Here is an 18,604-nt window from a genome sequence, read left to right on the forward strand (position 1 = left end):
GATAGCTATGAGCCGTGAGTTGCGGGCTGCGGGCTGCTTGCGATTTGCTGTTTACAAAATTCGTTAAATTCCCTTTCTGTTTGGGCGGGAACATCACTCTCCGTTTCTTTTTGAATGATCTTATTACTTTTGAAATCGAGCGTGAGCATATTATCTTTCAGTATGGCATTCTTTACATCCTGCCATGAATAATTTTTGAATGGGAAAGTGTTGAACGTGATGGCGTCTTTACTAAACCCGATTTCCTGCGGAAATTTAATCTGCCTTTCCAGCAAAGCTGCCACAATGAGAAGTACCGCTATCCACGGAAGATGAAGCGGGTACAGGAGCCATAAAAATGCGGCTGCATATAAGGCCCATTTAAATGTAATTATACTTTCTTTCTGATTGGCTGTTATTGATAACACAAAGTTGATTACAATAACTGCCATTAATACTACATTAATCCAGTTGTATGTAAAGAACATGGTATTTAACAACGCATATATTTCTGCAGCAATTGTAAGCACGCACATCAGCGTTGTTATTATATTATATATTTTGTAATTGGGATGCCTGAGCGTAATTACAAAATCGTATTCTTTATTTTGGCTCATCAGTGCAATTACTTTTCACAAATAAATTACAGATCTTCCATAACAGGCGCGATGCAACAACCGCATCATAATTGGTTTCGCCCACGCCCACTTCAACCAAATCAAACCCTATTAATTTCTTGCCGCTCTCTATAATTTTTCTCAGCAGGTATAAAACTTCATCACTTTGAAAACCGCCCGGAACGGGTGTGCCTGTGTTGGGACAAAGTTTGGGATCAAGCCCGTCTATATCAAAACTGAAATACACATTATCCGGTAAATATTGCACCATTTCATCAGCAATAATCTTCCAGTTTTCCCCGGCAAAAAAGCGCTCCTTTATCTGCTGGTCAAAATAGGTGATCACTTTATAATTACTGCTGCAGATATAATTCCATTCTGCTTCACAATAATCCCGTACGCCTGCCTGCACCAGCCTTTCAATGGCAGGCACTTCATTCAGGGCATTATACATAATGCTCGCATGCGAGTAATTCAATTTCTCATAAGCCTTACGCAAATCGCAATGTGCATCAATCTGCAACACGCCAAAACTTTTATATTTTTCAGCCAGCGCTTTAAAATAACCTAATGATACACTGTGATCGCCGCCAAGCAGGCCAACAAGCTTGTTACGGTTCAGCAAATCTTTCGTTTGTTCATACACCCAGTTATTCAGCATTTCGCTGCCCTCATTAATTTCTTTGAGGCTTTTTAACATAAACTTATTATTGTTTATATCCTGGCCATGCGCAATAAAATCAATGTAGAGTTCAGCCTCCTTGCGCAGGTAATCGCTCTTCATCAAAATTTTTTTATCGGGTTCACGCATGTAAAAGCCTTTCTTCCAGCCGTGCGGCATGTTGGGATCGAAGAGATCTATTTGCGTACTTGTTTTAAAAATGTGCTCTATAGCCCTTGCTGTGCCTGCATTGCAGCTTACTGTAACTTCCCAGGGAACGGGCAGGATAACCACCTGTGCATCATCCTCAGAAAAGGGCAAGCCAAAAATATTGTTGTTGCGGTTTGCCACCTCATTTACGTCAAACTTTGAAAGATCAACCATATCTGTAATAAAAAGTTGTGCAAGATACTCGCTATTTTCAAAACAGGCTTGCTAATACCTGTTAACAAAAACCATAACCGGGCCGGAATGTTCCTTACAATAAGGGGTTGATTATTTTCCTGTCCGCAAATAATTCTGCAAACCATATTGTTAAACCGCGTTACGACTTTTCCATGCATATAATTAACCGGAATAATCTCATTTCAAAACTTTAATTTGCACACCCGAAACAATCGCCTGAAATGTTGAGAAACTGTACGCTGATAGCTGTGTTAATCCTGTTTTTTCAAAATGCTTTCGCCCAAACTTCAAACACTGCAAAATACCCTTCACTTTTTTGGGAAATAACCGGCAACGGTTTAAAAAAACCTTCTTACCTGTTTGGCACCATGCATGTAAGCAATAAGATTGCTTTTCATTTAAGCGATTCTTTTTACAATGCTATTCAAAGCACCGATATGGTTGCGCTTGAATTAAACCCCGAATACTGGCAAAAAGATATGGTGAAGATGAATGCCGCGCAGGAAGAAATTGAAAATTTCTACAGGGACAATACCACGCAATACTTAACCGAATCGTCTTTTGCAATAACTGATTATTATGATAAATTAAAACCAGCGCTTACAGCGGAACCCCAGCAAATAAACAGCCTGCTTTACCGCACATTTTCCATACAGCAGGATTATGAAGAAAACACTTACCTCGATCTTTACATTTATCAAACCGGCAGAAAATATGGCAAGCTGGCCGGCGGTGTTGAAGATTATTATCAAACCCAGAAAATATTGTTTGAAGCTTACGCCGCTATGGCAAAAGAAAGAATGAAGCGGTCGAACAACCGCGATGCAACACCTGACATTGATAAAAAAATACAGGAGGCTTACCGACACGGCAACCTCGATTTGCTGGATTCACTTGAACATTTATCTTTTAATTCGCCTGCTTATGTAAATAAGTTTTTGTATGCACGCAATAAAATCCAGGCTAATTCAATAGACTCTTTAGTAAAAAAACACAGCCTGTTCGTTGGCGTAGGCGCTGCACATTTGCCAGGTCCTAATGGCGTAATAGAATTGCTACGGAAGAAAGGTTATAAGCTGCGCCCTATTTATATGCAGGACAGGGATGCAACAGCTAAGGAAGCTGTTGAAAAGATGAAAGTGCCGGTAAACTTTAAAAATTTTACAACAGATGATGGATTTATTTCTGTAAAAATGCCCGGCCCTTTCTACAGAATGCCCCAAACATACAGAACCATTAGCGATAACTGGCAATACGCCGACATGGATAACGGCGCTTATTATATGCTTACGCGGGTGAAAACGCATGCAGGATTACTCAATCAAAATGTGAACACCGTTTTACAAAAAACAGACAGCCTCTTATATGAAAATATTCCTGGCCGTATTATCAGCAAAAAAACAATAAAGAAAGATGGTGTAAGCGGGTTTGATATAGTAAACAGAACAAGAAGGGGCGATCTGCAACGTTACAATATTCTCGTAACGCCATTTGAAATACTCATTTTTAAAATGAGCGGCATCAATGATTATGCAGGCGGCACAGAGGCTGATACTTTTTTCAATTCAATTCATTTTAACCAACCTTCAGCTTCACAACCGGCTTTTGCATCAACACAAGCAGGTTTTCATATAAATTTTCCGCAATTCCCGCACATAAATAAAAACAGTTATGATGCAGACAATATAGATGCATGGCAATTTGAAGCCAATGACAGTACAACGGGAAATGCCTATGCTGTTTATAAAAAAACCGTTACCAATTTAAACTTTATGGAAGAAGACACTTTTGATCTCAGTCTCGTAGAGTTAAGCTTAAAATCTTCCGATATAATTGATAAAGAACTTTCAAGAAACTTTACAAAAGTGGAAGGCTTTGATGCGTTGAAAATGCAGTTCGCCTGCAAAAATGGTAATTATATTAATGCAGAAGCTGTTTTAAAAGGCCCGGATTATTACCTCGTTATTCAAACAAGCCGCAAAAAAAATACTATTGATGCCGCTTTTTTTAATTCGTTTGGCTTTGATAATTATCAATACAATACATCAACAACCTACACAGACACTTTGCTTGATTTTACAGTACAAACGCCTGTAAAACCCTTGCTAGATTCATCGCTTGTTAATTTAATGTACAGTATGCTGCACGATGCAAGCCTTTTAGCTAAAATGCAGGGCGAAAGTTATTGGCCAAAAAACAAATATGCTATGTTTAAAAGCGATTCAACAGGCGAATCTGTTTTGGTAAGCATGTATGAATATCCAAAATATTACCATGTAAAAGATTCTGCAACATATTGGAACAAACAATTAAAACCAGGCAATGATGATGATACTTACCTGTATAAAAAAACTGCATTTACAGCCAATGCATGCCAGGGTTATAAATTATACTGGCGTGACACCAATACAGTAAGACAAATAATTAACTACAAAATTTTAAGCAATAACAGGCTGTATAATCTTTATACCATCACTGATACAACAGGCGTTGAAAGCAGCTTTATAAAAAATTTCTTTTCAACCTTTACAGTAATTAATAAAGACACGGCTTCCATTTATACAGATAAAACAAATTTATTTTTTGAAGACTTGTACAGCAAGGATTCACTTACAAAAGCACTTGCAAGAAACGCTATTTCTAATGTTTATTATGGCGCCGGCAATATTGACAAGGTTGTAAACTTCATCAATAACCTTAATTACGGCGAGGAAGATTATTTTGAAATGAAGCAAAAATTCATTGCTGAATTAGGCTATATAAATGATTCATGCTGCAAAAACAAAATTGTGCATGCGCTTGAAGATATTTATACAAGCACCGCCGATACAGCTTATTTCCAGAATGCAGTATTGAAAGCGCTACAGCATATTCAAACAGATTCTTCATATGCTACATTAAAAAAGCTGTTGCTGCAGGATCCGCCGTTGTTTGATGATTATGATGCATATGGAGATTTCTTCGAAAATTTTGAAGATTCGCTGCAGCTTACACGAACATTGTTCCCGGAAATATTGCAGCTAACAACCATTGAAGATTATAAAGAACCGGTTATTGCATTACTATCCGAATTGCTTGACAGCGGTTATATAAAGGCTAATGATTATAAAGATTACTTCAGCAAAATATATTTTGATGCAAAAATTGAAATGAAAAAACTGCAGAATGCTGAAGAAAAATTACTTGAACAGCAATCTCAGCAAAATTATGATGACGATGACAGTGTAATAAAAAACCGCTATTCTAAAGATGATTATGAAACAAACGATATAAATGAATACGCTGCCTTGCTATTACCTTTTTACGATACAATACCGGCCCTGCCAAAGTTTTTCAACCGGCTGCTACAATCGAGGGATACACCAGTTCAACTGGAAACGGCGGTATTGCTAATTAAAAACAATAAGCCTGTGCCGGATAGCATATTGATGAACATTGCGGCAAAAGACAATTACCGCAGCGATTTATTTAAGGCGCTTGATGACATTAACCGCATTGACATATTTCCATCAAAATATAAACAGCAGGATTTAATGGCACGCTCCTTATTAACCGGCGATACAGAAAAAATAAAATTATTTGACATAAAGCCCGAAGGCAAAACGCTTGCAAATATTAATGGCAAGAAAGGCTATGTTTATTTCTTTAAATACAAGCTGCAAAAAGATGATGACTGGGAAATTGCCTTAAGCGGCCCGCAGCCGGAAAATACGCATATGGTAAACACAGATGATGCATTAACTTCTTTAACCAATGAAAAAATTATTACCGGCAAACCGCTTGCAGAACAGTTCAGCGAGCAGTTATCAAGGCTACTGTTATTACAACATAAAAGCGCCAGGCATTTTTATGAAAACAATAAAAACATGTATGGCAATTTTGATGATTATTAATATAGTGAGGCGGCTTCAGTAAGCCGCCATTATTTTATATGCTGCAGATAAATTTTCCTGTACACAATTTCCGCATAAAAAAAGAAAAAAACAGGCACACTATTTTTGACGAAGTGCGCCGCCGCTGGGTGGCATTAACACCCGAAGAATGGGTACGCCAGAATTTCCTGCAATATTTAATACAGGTAAAAAATTATCCGGCATCGCTTATTTCTGTTGAAAAAATTATCAGGGTAGGTGATCTTTCAAAACGCTACGACATTGTTGTGTATAAAAACAACCTGCCCTGGTTAATTGTAGAATGCAAGGAAAGCAATACGCCGCTTGATGTAAAAGTTATTGAGCAGGTAATACGATATAATATGGCGCTTGCTATTAAGTATTTTGTTATTACAAATGGCAACGAAAGTTTTTGTTATGAGATTTCCGGCGATTCTTTCCGGGAGCTGGCTGCTTTACCGCAACTCCAATAAAAAGCCGGCAGAAGCATGCCTTTATTCAATTCAATTTTAATTTTACAGGCAACAATTAACGCGTTATTAAACTTTTCTTTCGCAGTATTTTTTATTAAATTCGTAGAGTATGAACGAAGTGCAGGCAACCGTACAGGCAGTGAAAATGCCTAAGTACAATCTTACAGACGAGCAGGAGAAGAAATTAATTTTAAGACAATATCGTGCTTTATTAAAAACATTACGCAGCAAGCTTAAAAAAGGCGATAAGGAAATGGTGCGCCGTGCTTTTGAAATTGCAGCAGAGGCCCATAAAACCATGCGCCGCAAAAGCGGTGAGCCTTACATACTTCATCCTATTGCCGTTGCCATGATTTGCGTGGAAGAAATAGGGCTTGGTGTGCGCTCTACCATTTGTTCACTGCTGCACGATACCGTTGAAGACACCGATATTACCATTGAATATATTGAAAAGGAATTTGGCTCTGAAATAGCGCGTATAGTGGACGGGCTTACCAAGATATCCAATGTAATGGATACCAATACAAGCCAGCAGGCAGAAAATTTTAAAAAGATATTACTTACACTCACAGATGATCCGCGGGTAATATTAATAAAGCTTGCAGACCGTTTGCATAATATGCGCACGCTGGATTATATGAAGCGTGAAAAACAGTTGAAGATAGCCAGTGAAACTATATGGGTTTATGCGCCGCTTGCACACAGGATGGGCTTGTATAATATCAAAACGGAGATGGAAGACCTCTCCATGAAATACCTTGAACCTGAAGCTTACCGCGAAATTGCCCAAAGGCTTTCTGAAACAAAAAGGGAACGCAGCCGTTACATAAACGAATTTATCAAGCCTTTAAAAGAAAAGCTGAAAAGGGCAGGTTTCACTTTTGATATTTATGGCAGGCCCAAAAGCATTCATTCCATCTGGAATAAAATGAAAAAGAAAGGCGTTGATTTTGATGAAGTGTATGATTTGTTTGCCATACGCATTATCGTTTACGCATCACCAGAAAAAGAAAAAGAAGAATGCTGGAAGGTATATTCAATGATAACCGATGAATACCTGCCTTCACCCGAACGGCTGCGCGACTGGATAAGTAATCCAAAAAATAATGGTTATGAAGCCCTGCATACAACCGTTATGGGCCCACAGGGCAAATGGGTTGAAGTGCAGATACGCACCAACCGCATGAATGAAATTGCAGAAAAAGGCCTTGCCGCTCATTATAAATATAAAGAAGGTAGCAGCGAAGAAGACCGTTTTGATAAATGGTTTTCACAGATACGGGAAATGATCAGCAACCAGGATACAGACAGCGTTGATTTTTTACAGGATTTTAAAACGAGTTTTCTTGCCGAAGAGATTTATGTTTTTACACCAAAAGGCGATGTGAAAATGTTGCCGGTAAACAGCACCGCGCTTGATTTTGCCTTTGCCATCCACTCCGCCGTGGGTAGCCGTTGTATTGGCGCCAAAGTAAATCATAAGCTCGTGCCCATAAGCCATAAACTGCGCAGCGGCGATCAGGTTGAGATTATTACCAGTAATAAACAAAAGCCTAATGAAGACTGGCTGAAGTTTGTGGTAACAGCAAAAGCAAGGGCAAAAATTAAAGATTCGCTTAAAGAGGAAAAAAGAAAAATTGCTGAAGATGGAAAACAAATGCTGCAGCGTAAGCTTGAAAATAAAGGCACAACATTTAGCCAGCATAATATTGACGAACTGGTAAATTTCTATAAAGTTCCTTCGCAGCTTGACTTGTTCTATAATATAGCCACGAAGCATACCGATCTTAAAGAACTAAAAGATTTTACAGTTAACGGGGGCAAACTTGAACTGCCCAAACCGCAAAAAATAATTACCGAAATAAAGGTTCCTGAAACAGATACAAAACCGCAGCACAAAAAAGATTCAGAGCTTATTATTTTTGGTGAAAGCAGCGATAAGATAAAATATTCTCTTGCTAAATGCTGCTCCCCTATTCCCGGCGATGATGTATTTGGTTTTGTAAGTACAGGCAAAGGCCTCATTATACACCGAACGAATTGTCCGAATGCAGCAAGGCTTATGGCAAATTATGCACCGCGTATTGTAAAAACAAAATGGGCTAAAAACAAGGAGATTTCTTTCTTAACCGGGTTAAAAATCATTGGTATTGATGATGTGGGCGTTATTAATAAAATAACCAATGTTGTAAGCGGCGAATTGCGTATTAATATTGCAGCGCTCACAATTGAATCGGGTGAAGGCATGTTTGAAGGCACCATTAAAATTTTTGTGCACGACAAAGAAGAGCTTGATGAGCTCGTAAACCGTTTAAAACATTTGAAAGGTATTTATGAGGTAGAAAGGCTGGACACAGAAGACGCTACGCTTTCTTAGGCACTTTAATTTTTGTTTTGGGCGGAACAACAGCGCCTGGTACTTTCTTCTCCCCTCCTGTATTTATGGATGACGGCCTGGCTGATGTTTTTTTATTTGTGAAATAACTGTAGGCACCTTTTATTAAAGCCATAATGCCTAATTTTTTTGCAGAGCCAACAATATTCTTTTTAAAGCTGAACCCTCTTGAAAAAGGATTGGCAAACATGCTAACACCGTTCAATAACAATTTCCATGTTCCGTTGGCAATCATTTTATTAATAAAGGAGGGCAGCAAGTTATCTGCTGCAGATTTTATGGCATGTTGCGGCAAGCGGCGCAGGCGTTCCTCAAGCTCATCTTCATCTTTTTTTACGCTTATTTTCAAAAATTCTATCTCTTCCCTCAGTTCTTTAATTGTATTGATTTCAGAAAGGTCGTAAGCGCCGTTTACCACAACAATTTTTGAAGCCATATTAATCTTTTTTATAGATGAGTTTAACGAATTTGTCAACGAAGGAATTACGTATAATCTTTCTTAAAAAGAATATAACAAACAAAAACACAAGCAGGTAAAACAGGGCAACTAAACCAAAGCCCGTGGCTAAACTTCCGGTTAATGTTGCGAGCCAGTAAGCCGCAGCTATGCTCGCAAATATCAGCACGAACAATACTAATATGGTAATTATGATTGCTGTAATGATTGTTGACGCTACATGGGAAACTTTATCTGCCGCCTGCAGTTTCAACAATAAAATCCGTCGCTGTATATACTCATTCAGTTTTTGCCTGGTTTCCTGAAAGTAATTTGCTTCTTCCTTCATTATAATTATTTTAATTGGTTGCAGCCGTGCAAACTTAACCCGCAATATCTTTTGCTTTGCCTTCCATATCCTTTAAAAAAGATTTTCCTTTCTTGATAAAGTCTTTCACCTGGTCTTCATACTCAGAATATTTACTTTTTAGCTTATCGCCTGCATCGCTTGCAGCATCACTTACGTCGGCTAACAATTCTTTTCCCTTATCACTGTTGATAAATAAAGCAATAGCAACGCCCGCTGCTACGCCAAGCATAATACCGCCTAAAAATTTTTGTCCGTTAGTCATAATTGTAGATTTAATTGGATGAATATTTGTTTATCATTAAATACCAAAAAAATTTATTTTCATTATATGGAGAACTCTTTCAGCAAACAGGTTAACAGGTATATTTTCCTTGCCATCATCTTAATATTCGCCTTTTTCCTGTTTGCCAGTTTGCGGCAGTTCTTCCCCGCATTTCTGGGGGCCATCACATTTTACATTTTAAGTAAGTCGTTCGTGGCATGGCTTGTAAAGAAGAAAGAATGGAATAAAAGCATGGCAGCCATTCTAATTATTATTCTTTCGTTCTTTGTAATCCTGTTACCCGTAGCCACCCTTATCAGTTTGCTTTACAACAAGATTAGTGCCGTGTTAGCTAATCCTGATGTAATTACAAACTCCATAAAACAAGCCGATAATGTTATACAACAAAAATACCACATCAGTGTAATATCCGGAGAAACGCTGGCAACCATCAGAACGAAAGCCTCGGACCTTTTATCCATAATATTAAATAAAAGCCTTGGCTTTGTTTCAACCATATTGATGATGTATTTCTTTTTATACTTCATGATCATAAACACCAGCAGGTTTGAAGCAGCGCTTATCTTATATCTTCCTTTTAAAAAAGATAAAATAAAATTGTTCGGCGATGAGCTGGTGCATCAAACATTCAGTAATGCCATTGGCATACCCGCTATTGCAGTGGCGCAGGGCCTCGCCGGGTTTTTAGCTTATTGGATCATTGGCCTGCAGGAACCTGGTTTTTGGGGAGTTGTAACCGCATTTACATCTTTTATACCGGTAGTGGGCACCGGTATTGCATGGGCGCCTATTGCTGTTTACATGTTTGTTCTCGGTCATTACTGGCAGGGCATTTTCATGATATTTTATGGCGCCCTTATTATGGGCGTGCTCGATAACGTTATCCGTTTTATACTGGCGAAAAAAATGGCAGATGTGCATCCTATTATTACCGTGCTTGGCGTAATACTCGGCCTGCAGTATTTTGGCATACTCGGCCTTATTTTTGGGCCCTTGCTTATCTCCTATTTCTTCATCCTCCTGAAAATATATTATGTGGAATATCAAAAACCCATAGCAAAACAATTAAGAAAACGGCAGATAATGCCCGCATATATGCAGCCATTAATAGGGTTCACCAAGTTTAAAAGCAAACCAGCCGCAAAATCCAAAAAAAATGTTGCAGGCTAAGGTTCTATATTAATTGAAAACATTATCATGCGGGAGCTAAGCCTACCCAGCACATTGGAATATTTAAGATCGGGATCGCGGTCGTGAATATTGGTGAGGCCGTTATGTATCTTTATTTCCGGAGAAATAGTTACGAAGTTTAGAAAGAAGTTGAAGCCAACGCCCGCTTCAATGGCGTAATCATTTTTTTTAAGTTTGATGAGGTCTTCCGCATTGCGCTCGTTCGAGTTGCTGGCTAGATCGGCATCATACGTAAGCCCGCCAATCATATACACACGAAAATTGTCAATGCGGTCTGAATTAAATTTTACCTGGAGCGGAAAAGTGAACAAGGTGGATGTTAGGGTCTTTTTAGCTATTGTTTGCTCCAGCGCATTTGGATATTTAACGGAGTAAGTAAATACCCTGGCGCCGCCAATGGCCAGTTGCGGTGCAACCCTCAGTTCAAAACGGTTATTTAATTTCAATGTGGCCAGTAACCCTGCAGAAAAGCCGCCGCTTGAACCCGGGTCAACGGAAAGTACACTGTCGTATTGAAGAAAGCGGGGATCCTTCTCTGTATGAAGCCCCATATTGGCATAGCCAAAAGTAAGTCCGAAATAATAAGGCAGGTTATCGTGATCCGGCCGCTTAAGTTCGTGCTGCGCTTTTGAAGAGATAGTTATAAGAAGCAGGCACACAACAACTATTTGCTTCCGCAGTAAATACAGCATATTCCCAAACTAAGCGATTTATAATACGTTTTTTTGAAACCCGCTCTATTCATAATTGCCGCAAAATTTTCCCTGTCAGGAAACGCCTGTACTGAATTATTAAGATAGGCATAAGCTTCTTTGTTCTTTGCAAACATTTTTCCAAAACCCGGCGCCACAATGCGCATATATATATTATAAATGCCTTTAAACATAAATGCCCTGGGTTTTGAAAATTCAAGTATCGAAACTTTACCACCGGGTTTCAACACACGCAGCATTTCAGCAAGGCCTTTTTCAAGGTTTTCAAAATTGCGTACACCAAATGCAACGGTTATTGCATCAAACGAGGAATCGGCATAGTTTATTGTTTCGCTGTCGCCAATATGTAATTCAATTTCATCTTCAAGCTGAAGGTCTTGGATTTTTTTCCGGCCAAGTTCAAGCATGCCTTCGGAAATATCAATACCGGTAATTTTTTCGGGCTTAAGCATTTTATATGCGGTAATGGCAACATCCGCTGTTCCCGTGGCAACATCCAGCATTGTTCGCGGATGAATTTCCTTTAATTCAGCGATTGCTTTCTTCCGCCAGCTTTTATCAATACCAATGCTTAAAAAACGGTTCAAAAAATCGTAGCGTCCCGCAATTGAATTAAACATTTCTGCCACCTGCTTTTTTTTGGCAGCATCACTTTTTTCATCAGGCACAATTTTATCGTGCGCATACATAGCCATGCCGCGAAGATAGCGGGGAAAGGGAAAATTGTAATGGATTTAGGGATGACACAAATTTATCGGTTGCCCACTTTGATATTTATGCTTCCGCTGTGCGCCGAATACTCCGGGGCATACATACACTGAACACTTGCCATACCGCCAGAAAAAACACCGGTATGTGTAACATAAACCTCGTATTCTACAATATGAGTTCCTTTGGAAAGGTGGTCGATAAAGAAATTAGAAGATGCATCTTTTGTTGATTCGTAATAACCAAAACCATCCTGCCGCTTATACCCGCTCAAAACATTCACCGGCTCCATCGAAGCTGCACGAAGGTCTTTCAGATAAACATAATCCATATCGCGGTCTGTTTTTAAGGCAAGTCTAATAATAATCTTATCACCGGTTTTCAACGTATCTTTTTCGCTAATGGCATGTAATATTTTGCCTTTATCGGAACTTTTTTCCATGAATAATTTTTTACTGACGGAAAGCGGCGATGTTGCCGCTGTTACTTTATCCATATCGTCAAAATACTGCCAGTAAACAGCGCCGTAAGACGATGGATAATTATTGTTTTTTGCAACGGGGTTTGAAACAGATACTTCAATATTACCCATTGCCGGCCGTATATTTTTTCCAGCAATGCGGTGTTTTATATAACCGCTGCCGCTTTGCTGCATTTCATTAACCGTGCTAACAACCGAATCATCCAGTTTAATACTCACAGCAAGATTTTGTGCATTGATATTATTGCCTGATAACAAAACATAACAGGCATCTGCAGTAGCTTTTGTAGTTTCCCAATTGTTCGCCTGTTTATTAAGCATAAGCCATCTGCGCATAGCATGGATGCCGGTATCGCCTGGCGTAATCTCTTCAAAAGCATTTATTAAAAGCGACTGCTCTTCCAGCGGGCTTTGATACCAGTAGTAACCGCTGGAGTTATTTTTCCAGTACATGCCTCTTTCCATATCGTTCACCGCATTTTCTTTGAGCGATTTAATTATATCAAGCTGAGGGCTTTTAAATTTTGATAGAGGTTTTATTACAGGAACCAACCGATTTAAAGCCAGTGCGATCATGCCTTGCAGATAAGGTGGTTGCTTCATCCAGTATTGTTCAGCTTGCTTTATATAGAAACCCAATGTTTCCGCAGGAAATGATTTTTGCTGCACTTTCCCAAAAAAGCTGCGCATATACCAGTATTGGATCATCAATGGCGTTAATTGTTCTTTTGTAAGATCTGCCTTGCGCTTTACAAGTGCTGCATATTCTTTTTCAGCTTCTTTATCGGCATATAACAATGCTCTATTTGTTATCTCGTTCAACATGTTTTGTTGCGATGCAGGAATAGCATTCAGCTTCTCCAGTTTGCCGATACCTGTTAGAATATATTGCGTTATATACCTGTCACCATTACCGCCACTAAACCAAGCAAAAGCACCGTTGCTTTGCTGCATTTGCTTTAATTGCTGCAATACATTTTCCATGCTGCTGTTCATTTTCGCAGTGTCAAATAATAACGCAATATTTCTTTTTTGCTGCTGTTCACCTTCTGCATTCGAAATCCAGGGTGTTTCGTTCAGCAGGATTTGTTTCAACTCAGGATTTGTTTCAAGGGTGCTTTGCATTGCCATTGTATCCTGCCTCCATTTATTAAATACATTCTTAACAGAAGGATTTTGTGCAACAATATATGCGCCCAAAGCATTGGCATAAAAACGGTTGAAAGTTTGTTCCGCACATTCATACGGAAACTGCATGAGATAAGGCAATGATCGGACAACATACCAAACAGGGTTTGGCGTATATTCCACAGTAAGGCTTTCGTTAGTAAAAGTTGAGGAGTTATTGTTAAGCAGCTTTTCAAATTTGAATGTTTTCGATCCTTCGCCGGGCATGTATAAAGGAAGCGTTTCCGTAACCAGCAACCTGTTTGAAAGCACCGGTAATATCCTTTCTTCACCATCGCTGTACCGGCCCGACTGCGCTATAATTTTTACGATAAGCGGGTGCGTAAAATCATGTGGAATATTAACGGGGAAATTTATAACCGTGCTTTTACCTTGCCCTGCATTAAAGTTTTGTGCAACGATGTTTATTTTGAAAACATCATTTAACGGCTCATTGCTAATGGCATCAAGCAATTGCAGCCTTGCTTTGCCGGTTAATACGCTGTCACTAAGGTTGGTGAGCTTTGCAGTTATATCAATCGTATCCCCCTGCCTTAAAAAACGTGGCAGGCCGGGTTGCACCATCAATGTTTTTTGGGTGATGATGTTCTGCCATTTTAGATCGAAGGCTGCATCTTTTGTATGCGCCAGGCTCATCCATTTCCACGTGGTTAAAGCTTCCGGCATAGTAAAACTGAAACTATAATTCCCGGTACTGTCTGCATGCAATTGCGGGTGGAAGAAAGCCGTTTCATTAAAGTTTTTTCTTATTTGCACCTGTGGCGCTTCTTCCTTTTTTCCATTACGCAAAGTGAATCCTTTTGTAGTGATAACGATTGCGCCATTAGCTGCTTTTGCGCCATACAAAGTTGTTGCTTCGCTGCCTTTGAGCACAATGATATTATCAATATCCCCTGCATTGATATCTTCTGCAGATTTGTCACTGATTACACCATCAATAATTAAGAGAGCTTTTTCATCCAGGCTTGATATGCCCCTGATTTGAATTGATGTGGCAGCGCCTGTTACATTCGTCTTTTTTTGTACCCCATAACCAATTACAACAACTTTATCAAGACTACCTCTCGCCGCCAACCGTCTTGCCGTCAACTCAGGCACAGATGTAAATTCCTTATCGTAATCTCCAGTCTTGATCTTTCTGCCAGAATGTTTTGTAGTTTGTAGTTTAATAATTCGCTGAAAGTTGTAGATATCCCAAAACGTGGTTGCTGATTGTGCTATATGATCCTGTGTTTTTAATGGCAGGCTATTGTTATTATTGGCATAATTCTCGGCTGAATTTTTTAAATACATTAAACTGCCCCTCCAATCATTGCTTACATAACTGTTTGTATTAAGATAAGGCAAAGCCCATTCATGCTTTTTAAACTGGTCAAGGGATGCATCGTACATACTTGTTAATAATTCTGCATCTGCTTTTGTACCATCATTATTAGCAACCTGCACCGTCCAGGCTTCTTTGCTGCCCGGTTCTGTTTTATTCCTAAAACTTGAATAGGTTATATTCAGCTTCTTTACTTCATTGGCGATATACACCTGCATACCGCCGGTATAAAAACGGTTATGTTTTATAAAGGCATAGTATAACCCAATATCACCATGATCGCTGGGCTGTATAGCGTATTCAATTTGTTTTTTATTATTGTTAAGATTTATATACTGAAATGAACCCGCCACATTTTTATTACCCCTGCTGAGCTTTTTAATCACAAACACATCAGCTTCGTTTGTGCCAAGCAGCAATTGTGCTTTATCACCGAGAGCCCCTGTATTACTTATATTCTGAGAGAAATTTGTTTGCGGCGAAGGCAGGCCCGCAGCATTCATATCATACAACTGAATATAACAAACATCTTTAATGGTATCGCCATATCTATCTTTTGCTGATACTTCAATACAATACCAACCCTGCCGCAATTGTTCAGGCAATTTATAGCTGGAAGTATTGCCTGTGTTGAAAGTATCAGTTACAACAGCATCCAGCTTTGCCCATTCATGATAATCTGCGTCCGCTTTGTATTCATCGTAAGGGAAATATTGCTCAAACGTATTTCTGTCCATTACAAACTGGTCGGGCTGCTGCCATAACCTTTTACGGTATGCTTTTTCAGGCGTTTGCAATGGCTTGATAACAATACCCACATTTGCAGGAATATTTTCATCTGAATTGTTTTTAGTGGTGATGAAAATACTTTTGAAATTATTTACTTCGGCAACAGAAGGAACATTTGCCTGTACCACCATTGATTTATAACCCACCACTACACTGGTTGAGTTTTCCCTCGTATCACCATTGGCATCAGTAGCAGATAATTCAATTTTAAAATTGAATAACGGCTCCGTTTGCTTTTCTATTGATGAATCCGGCTTTGCAACAAAACTTATTTTGAACATGCCGTTTGCATCTGTACTGATACTGCTGTCTGCAATCTGGGTTTCAGATGAATAGGGTATTCTTGTTCGCCAGAACAGGTAGGAATAAGGGAAGTTTGCCGTGCGCTGAATAGTATAACTGATGCGTGCATTGTTTATATTACTGCCGGCATAAGATTTTACAATGCCTGTAACCGTGATTATATCATTAAGACGATAAGAGCCTTTTAATGTATCAAATTCAACATAAAAAGTGGGCTGTTTATACTCCTCCACATTAAATTTAGTTTCGCCATCAAATTCCAAAGTCTCAATTGAAAATTTACCTGTTAAAGCAGTTTGCGGCAATAAAAATTTTCCGGCAAATGAGCCATATTCATTCAGCTTTACAAACATGGAATCAATTTGTTTGTCATTTGCATCATAAAGATCAACTTCTATGCTGTCAGCATAATTATAAAGTTTTTGCTGCTTGGTTTTACTGTCTCTGGTCAATACTATACCCTTATAAAAAACAGTTTGCCCGGGCCTGTAAATACTTCTGTCTGTAAAAAAATAAACCTGCGCATTGTCTTCTTCATATGTTGAATCATCATCTTCCCCGTCATCATTATTATAACTGTTCCGATAAGAATAAACATAATCACCTGTTTCAAGTTTGTCACTTCCTTTTTGCAATACAAGATCAACATTACCATAATTACCAGCGTTGATATTAAATGGTAATGCAAAATGCCCGGTGCTATCAGTGTATAATGTTTTAAATTTTTTATTACGCCATTCTTTGTTCTTTTCATTTTGTACAGAAACAGAGCCGGTAACTTTTACGTTCTCAACAGGCTGCCCTGTTTCCCTGTCAACTACAAAATAATCAAAGCCATTGCGCAGGTAAGCAATATTGGAAACCGTTATTGGCTGCAATGCAAGTTTATCTTTGTAATCGTTGAAATATTTATTATTACTAAACAGGATAGAATAATTGCCAACAGGCAAAGCATCAACCTTTATTTCAACGGTATGCTGCTGGTAGTCGTTTGTTTGCGGCAACGGCTGTATGAACGTTTTTACAGGGGATAATAAGGCCACATCTTTCCACCGGTTATAATGTTTCTTTTTCGCAGCTTTATCTATATCTTTTTGCAAGAGCAAACGTGCATATAATGTATCAATGTTTTTATAATTTACTAACAACCTGAAAGGTGCATTGGCAACATTTACCGATTCTGCCTGTGTATTTAGGCCCGGCTCTTCAATATCACTTAATAAAGACTTCATGGCTTCGTTGCCATAACAGGAATCAGGCATAGCTTTCAATCTTTCTTCTATTAATCTTTTCGCTGAAACATAAGCATATTGCCAAACAGTATCGTAGAAAGGTTTATATGATACGGCTTTATCTGCTTCCAGTTTTGCTAAAGCATACCATGCTTCTGCAGCAGCTTTAGTATTAGCAAAACTGCCTGCTACATCAGATAATGCACTCACATAAAGCGCTTCTTTATTATCAATATTCGCCCTGGCATTTGCCCAGTATATCCTTTCAAGATTTATATCAATAAAAGCTGATGGATCTATATCATTTTTATGAAACCGCATCAGTTCCTGGTATAATCGCAGAGTTTTTAAAATATGAGAAGCGGTATCCTTTGCAACAAAATTATAATGCATAAAATCCTTCGCGTTTGCCAGGGCATGCACATCCGTTAATTCAAAAGTATATGCGGGTCTTGATAAATATGCCAGCCCTGTTTTATAATAATCAAGCGCTTCATGCACAAGCAGATCGTATAACGTGGGCCTTGTGCCGGCCATATTGCCTTTTATTAATAGAGCTTTAATAGCACTGGTATTTGTTTGCCGTAATATTTGTTTGGGCAAAAGGGCTATTTCATACAGGCTATCAATAATCTCTTTGAATTGTGCATTGCTCCATGTGGCGATATCAGCTTCTTTGATATCCGTTTCTTTACGGTCACGGTTCTTCCAGGCATTTTGAGAATAAAAATCTTTTAAGGTATTAGCCAGTATAGCAGATAATATAGCTTGTGAAACCGCATCTCTCGTGGCTTGTAACTCTGCTTTAAGTAAAACAACTTTATTATTTATATCATCATCTTTTGTCTTGTCTTCAAGGCTTAGCCTGTACAGTAAGGCCTTAATAACTTCATCATGCAAACCTTTTATTTTCGCATCGTTATATAAAACATTTACTTTTTCCAAAGCGCTCTTAGGCAGGTCTTTTAAAACTATAAGCGAGTCTATTCCTTCCCATTGCTTTGCATAGCCGCTTACTGTTTGGGCTGATATAACGAAGCTGCAACAAATTATTGCAGTTAGCATTATTAGTTTTCGCATGTAAATAATTCTGTCTTGCATTAAATATATATGAAGATGCAGGCATTAAAAGAAATACATAAACAATATCAAACTATTTAAAA

At 38.7% G+C, this 18,604-nt stretch carries 12 protein-coding genes; 4 read left to right on the top strand and 8 right to left on the bottom strand.

Annotation, left to right across the window (positions count from 1 at the left end):
* Window positions 1-5: 5 nt before the first annotated feature.
* Window positions 6-596, bottom strand: coding sequence for a hypothetical protein (locus ACTHN6_RS10955; RefSeq protein ID WP_440435799.1), 591 nt, complete (start codon window positions 594-596; stop codon window positions 6-8).
* Window positions 583-1,641: an agmatinase family protein gene (locus ACTHN6_RS10960; RefSeq protein WP_440435800.1), complete on the bottom strand. Its 1,059-nt coding sequence runs from the start codon at window positions 1,639-1,641 to the stop codon at window positions 583-585. The genes ACTHN6_RS10955 and ACTHN6_RS10960 overlap by 14 nt, the downstream gene beginning before the upstream one ends.
* Before the next feature lie 242 nt (window positions 1,642-1,883).
* Here ACTHN6_RS10960 and ACTHN6_RS10965 point away from each other — a divergent pair, with 242 nt between their 5' ends.
* From ACTHN6_RS10965 to ACTHN6_RS10975, 3 genes are all read left to right on the top strand, one after another.
* On the top strand, window positions 1,884-5,555 hold the full coding sequence (locus ACTHN6_RS10965) for a TraB/GumN family protein (RefSeq protein WP_440435801.1): 3,672 nt from the start codon (window positions 1,884-1,886) through the stop codon (window positions 5,553-5,555).
* A 38-nt stretch (window positions 5,556-5,593) separates the two neighbouring features.
* Window positions 5,594-6,028 (top strand): type I restriction enzyme HsdR N-terminal domain-containing protein, encoded by a 435-nt coding sequence (locus ACTHN6_RS10970; RefSeq protein ID WP_440435802.1) that lies wholly within the window; start codon window positions 5,594-5,596, stop codon window positions 6,026-6,028.
* 109 nt (window positions 6,029-6,137) lie between these two features.
* Window positions 6,138-8,405 carry a RelA/SpoT family protein gene (locus ACTHN6_RS10975; protein ID WP_440435803.1) on the top strand — a complete coding sequence of 756 codons (2,268 nt, stop codon included), beginning with the start codon at window positions 6,138-6,140 and terminating at the stop codon, window positions 8,403-8,405.
* On the opposite strand, the gene ACTHN6_RS10980 is transcribed toward ACTHN6_RS10975, so the two are convergent.
* The 3 genes from ACTHN6_RS10980 to ACTHN6_RS10990 are packed head-to-tail and all read right to left on the bottom strand — an operon-like array spanning window position 8,392 to window position 9,491.
* Entirely contained in the window at window positions 8,392-8,859 is a 468-nt protein-coding gene (locus ACTHN6_RS10980) for a hypothetical protein (protein ID WP_440435804.1), read from the bottom strand. The two genes, ACTHN6_RS10975 and ACTHN6_RS10980, sit on opposite strands and share 14 nt — an antisense overlap.
* 1 nt (window position 8,860) lies before the next feature.
* Entirely contained in the window at window positions 8,861-9,208 is a 348-nt protein-coding gene (locus tag ACTHN6_RS10985) for a phage holin family protein (protein WP_440435805.1), read from the bottom strand.
* A gap of 34 nt (window positions 9,209-9,242) precedes the next feature.
* The gene (locus tag ACTHN6_RS10990) at window positions 9,243-9,491 is read right to left on the bottom strand and encodes a YtxH domain-containing protein (RefSeq protein WP_440435806.1); all 249 of its coding nucleotides are present in this window, start codon (window positions 9,489-9,491) and stop codon (window positions 9,243-9,245) included.
* Window positions 9,492-9,557: 66 nt separating this feature from the next.
* Here ACTHN6_RS10990 and ACTHN6_RS10995 point away from each other — a divergent pair, with 66 nt between their 5' ends.
* Window positions 9,558-10,682, top strand: coding sequence for an AI-2E family transporter (locus ACTHN6_RS10995; RefSeq protein WP_440435807.1), 1,125 nt, complete (start codon window positions 9,558-9,560; stop codon window positions 10,680-10,682).
* Here the strand turns inward: ACTHN6_RS10995 and ACTHN6_RS11000 are convergent.
* From ACTHN6_RS11000 to ACTHN6_RS11010, 3 genes are read right to left on the bottom strand one after another with little or no spacing between them, the layout of a single operon-like run.
* Window positions 10,679-11,362, bottom strand: a complete 684-nt coding sequence (locus ACTHN6_RS11000) for a type IX secretion/gliding motility protein PorT/SprT (RefSeq protein ID WP_440435808.1) — start codon at window positions 11,360-11,362, stop codon at window positions 10,679-10,681. The two genes, ACTHN6_RS10995 and ACTHN6_RS11000, sit on opposite strands and share 4 nt — an antisense overlap.
* 5 nt (window positions 11,363-11,367) lie before the next feature.
* Window positions 11,368-12,111 (bottom strand): bifunctional demethylmenaquinone methyltransferase/2-methoxy-6-polyprenyl-1,4-benzoquinol methylase UbiE, encoded by a 744-nt coding sequence (gene ubiE, locus ACTHN6_RS11005; protein WP_440435809.1) that lies wholly within the window; start codon window positions 12,109-12,111, stop codon window positions 11,368-11,370.
* Between the two features lie 56 nt (window positions 12,112-12,167).
* Entirely contained in the window at window positions 12,168-18,521 is a 6,354-nt protein-coding gene (locus ACTHN6_RS11010) for an alpha-2-macroglobulin family protein (RefSeq protein ID WP_440435810.1), read from the bottom strand.
* Window positions 18,522-18,604: the final 83 nt, after the last annotated feature.

The sequence above is a fragment of the Parafilimonas sp. genome (assembly GCF_051953455.1).
Lineage (GTDB): Bacteria > Bacteroidota > Bacteroidia > Chitinophagales > Chitinophagaceae > Parafilimonas.

Coding starts and splice junctions, on each gene's coding strand:
- ubiE (WP_440435809.1), bottom strand. CDS start 12,111: ATGGCTATGTATGCGCACGATAAAATTGTGCCTGATGAAAAAAGTGAT.
- ACTHN6_RS10985 (WP_440435805.1), bottom strand. CDS start 9,208: ATGAAGGAAGAAGCAAATTACTTTCAGGAAACCAGGCAAAAACTGAAT.
- ACTHN6_RS10965 (WP_440435801.1), top strand. CDS start 1,884: ATGTTGAGAAACTGTACGCTGATAGCTGTGTTAATCCTGTTTTTTCAA.
- ACTHN6_RS10960 (WP_440435800.1), bottom strand. CDS start 1,641: ATGGTTGATCTTTCAAAGTTTGACGTAAATGAGGTGGCAAACCGCAAC.
- ACTHN6_RS10980 (WP_440435804.1), bottom strand. CDS start 8,859: ATGGCTTCAAAAATTGTTGTGGTAAACGGCGCTTACGACCTTTCTGAA.
- ACTHN6_RS10975 (WP_440435803.1), top strand. CDS start 6,138: ATGAACGAAGTGCAGGCAACCGTACAGGCAGTGAAAATGCCTAAGTAC.
- ACTHN6_RS10990 (WP_440435806.1), bottom strand. CDS start 9,491: ATGACTAACGGACAAAAATTTTTAGGCGGTATTATGCTTGGCGTAGCA.
- ACTHN6_RS10970 (WP_440435802.1), top strand. CDS start 5,594: ATGCTGCAGATAAATTTTCCTGTACACAATTTCCGCATAAAAAAAGAA.
- ACTHN6_RS11010 (WP_440435810.1), bottom strand. CDS start 18,521: ATGCGAAAACTAATAATGCTAACTGCAATAATTTGTTGCAGCTTCGTT.
- ACTHN6_RS10955 (WP_440435799.1), bottom strand. CDS start 596: ATGAGCCAAAATAAAGAATACGATTTTGTAATTACGCTCAGGCATCCC.
- ACTHN6_RS10995 (WP_440435807.1), top strand. CDS start 9,558: ATGGAGAACTCTTTCAGCAAACAGGTTAACAGGTATATTTTCCTTGCC.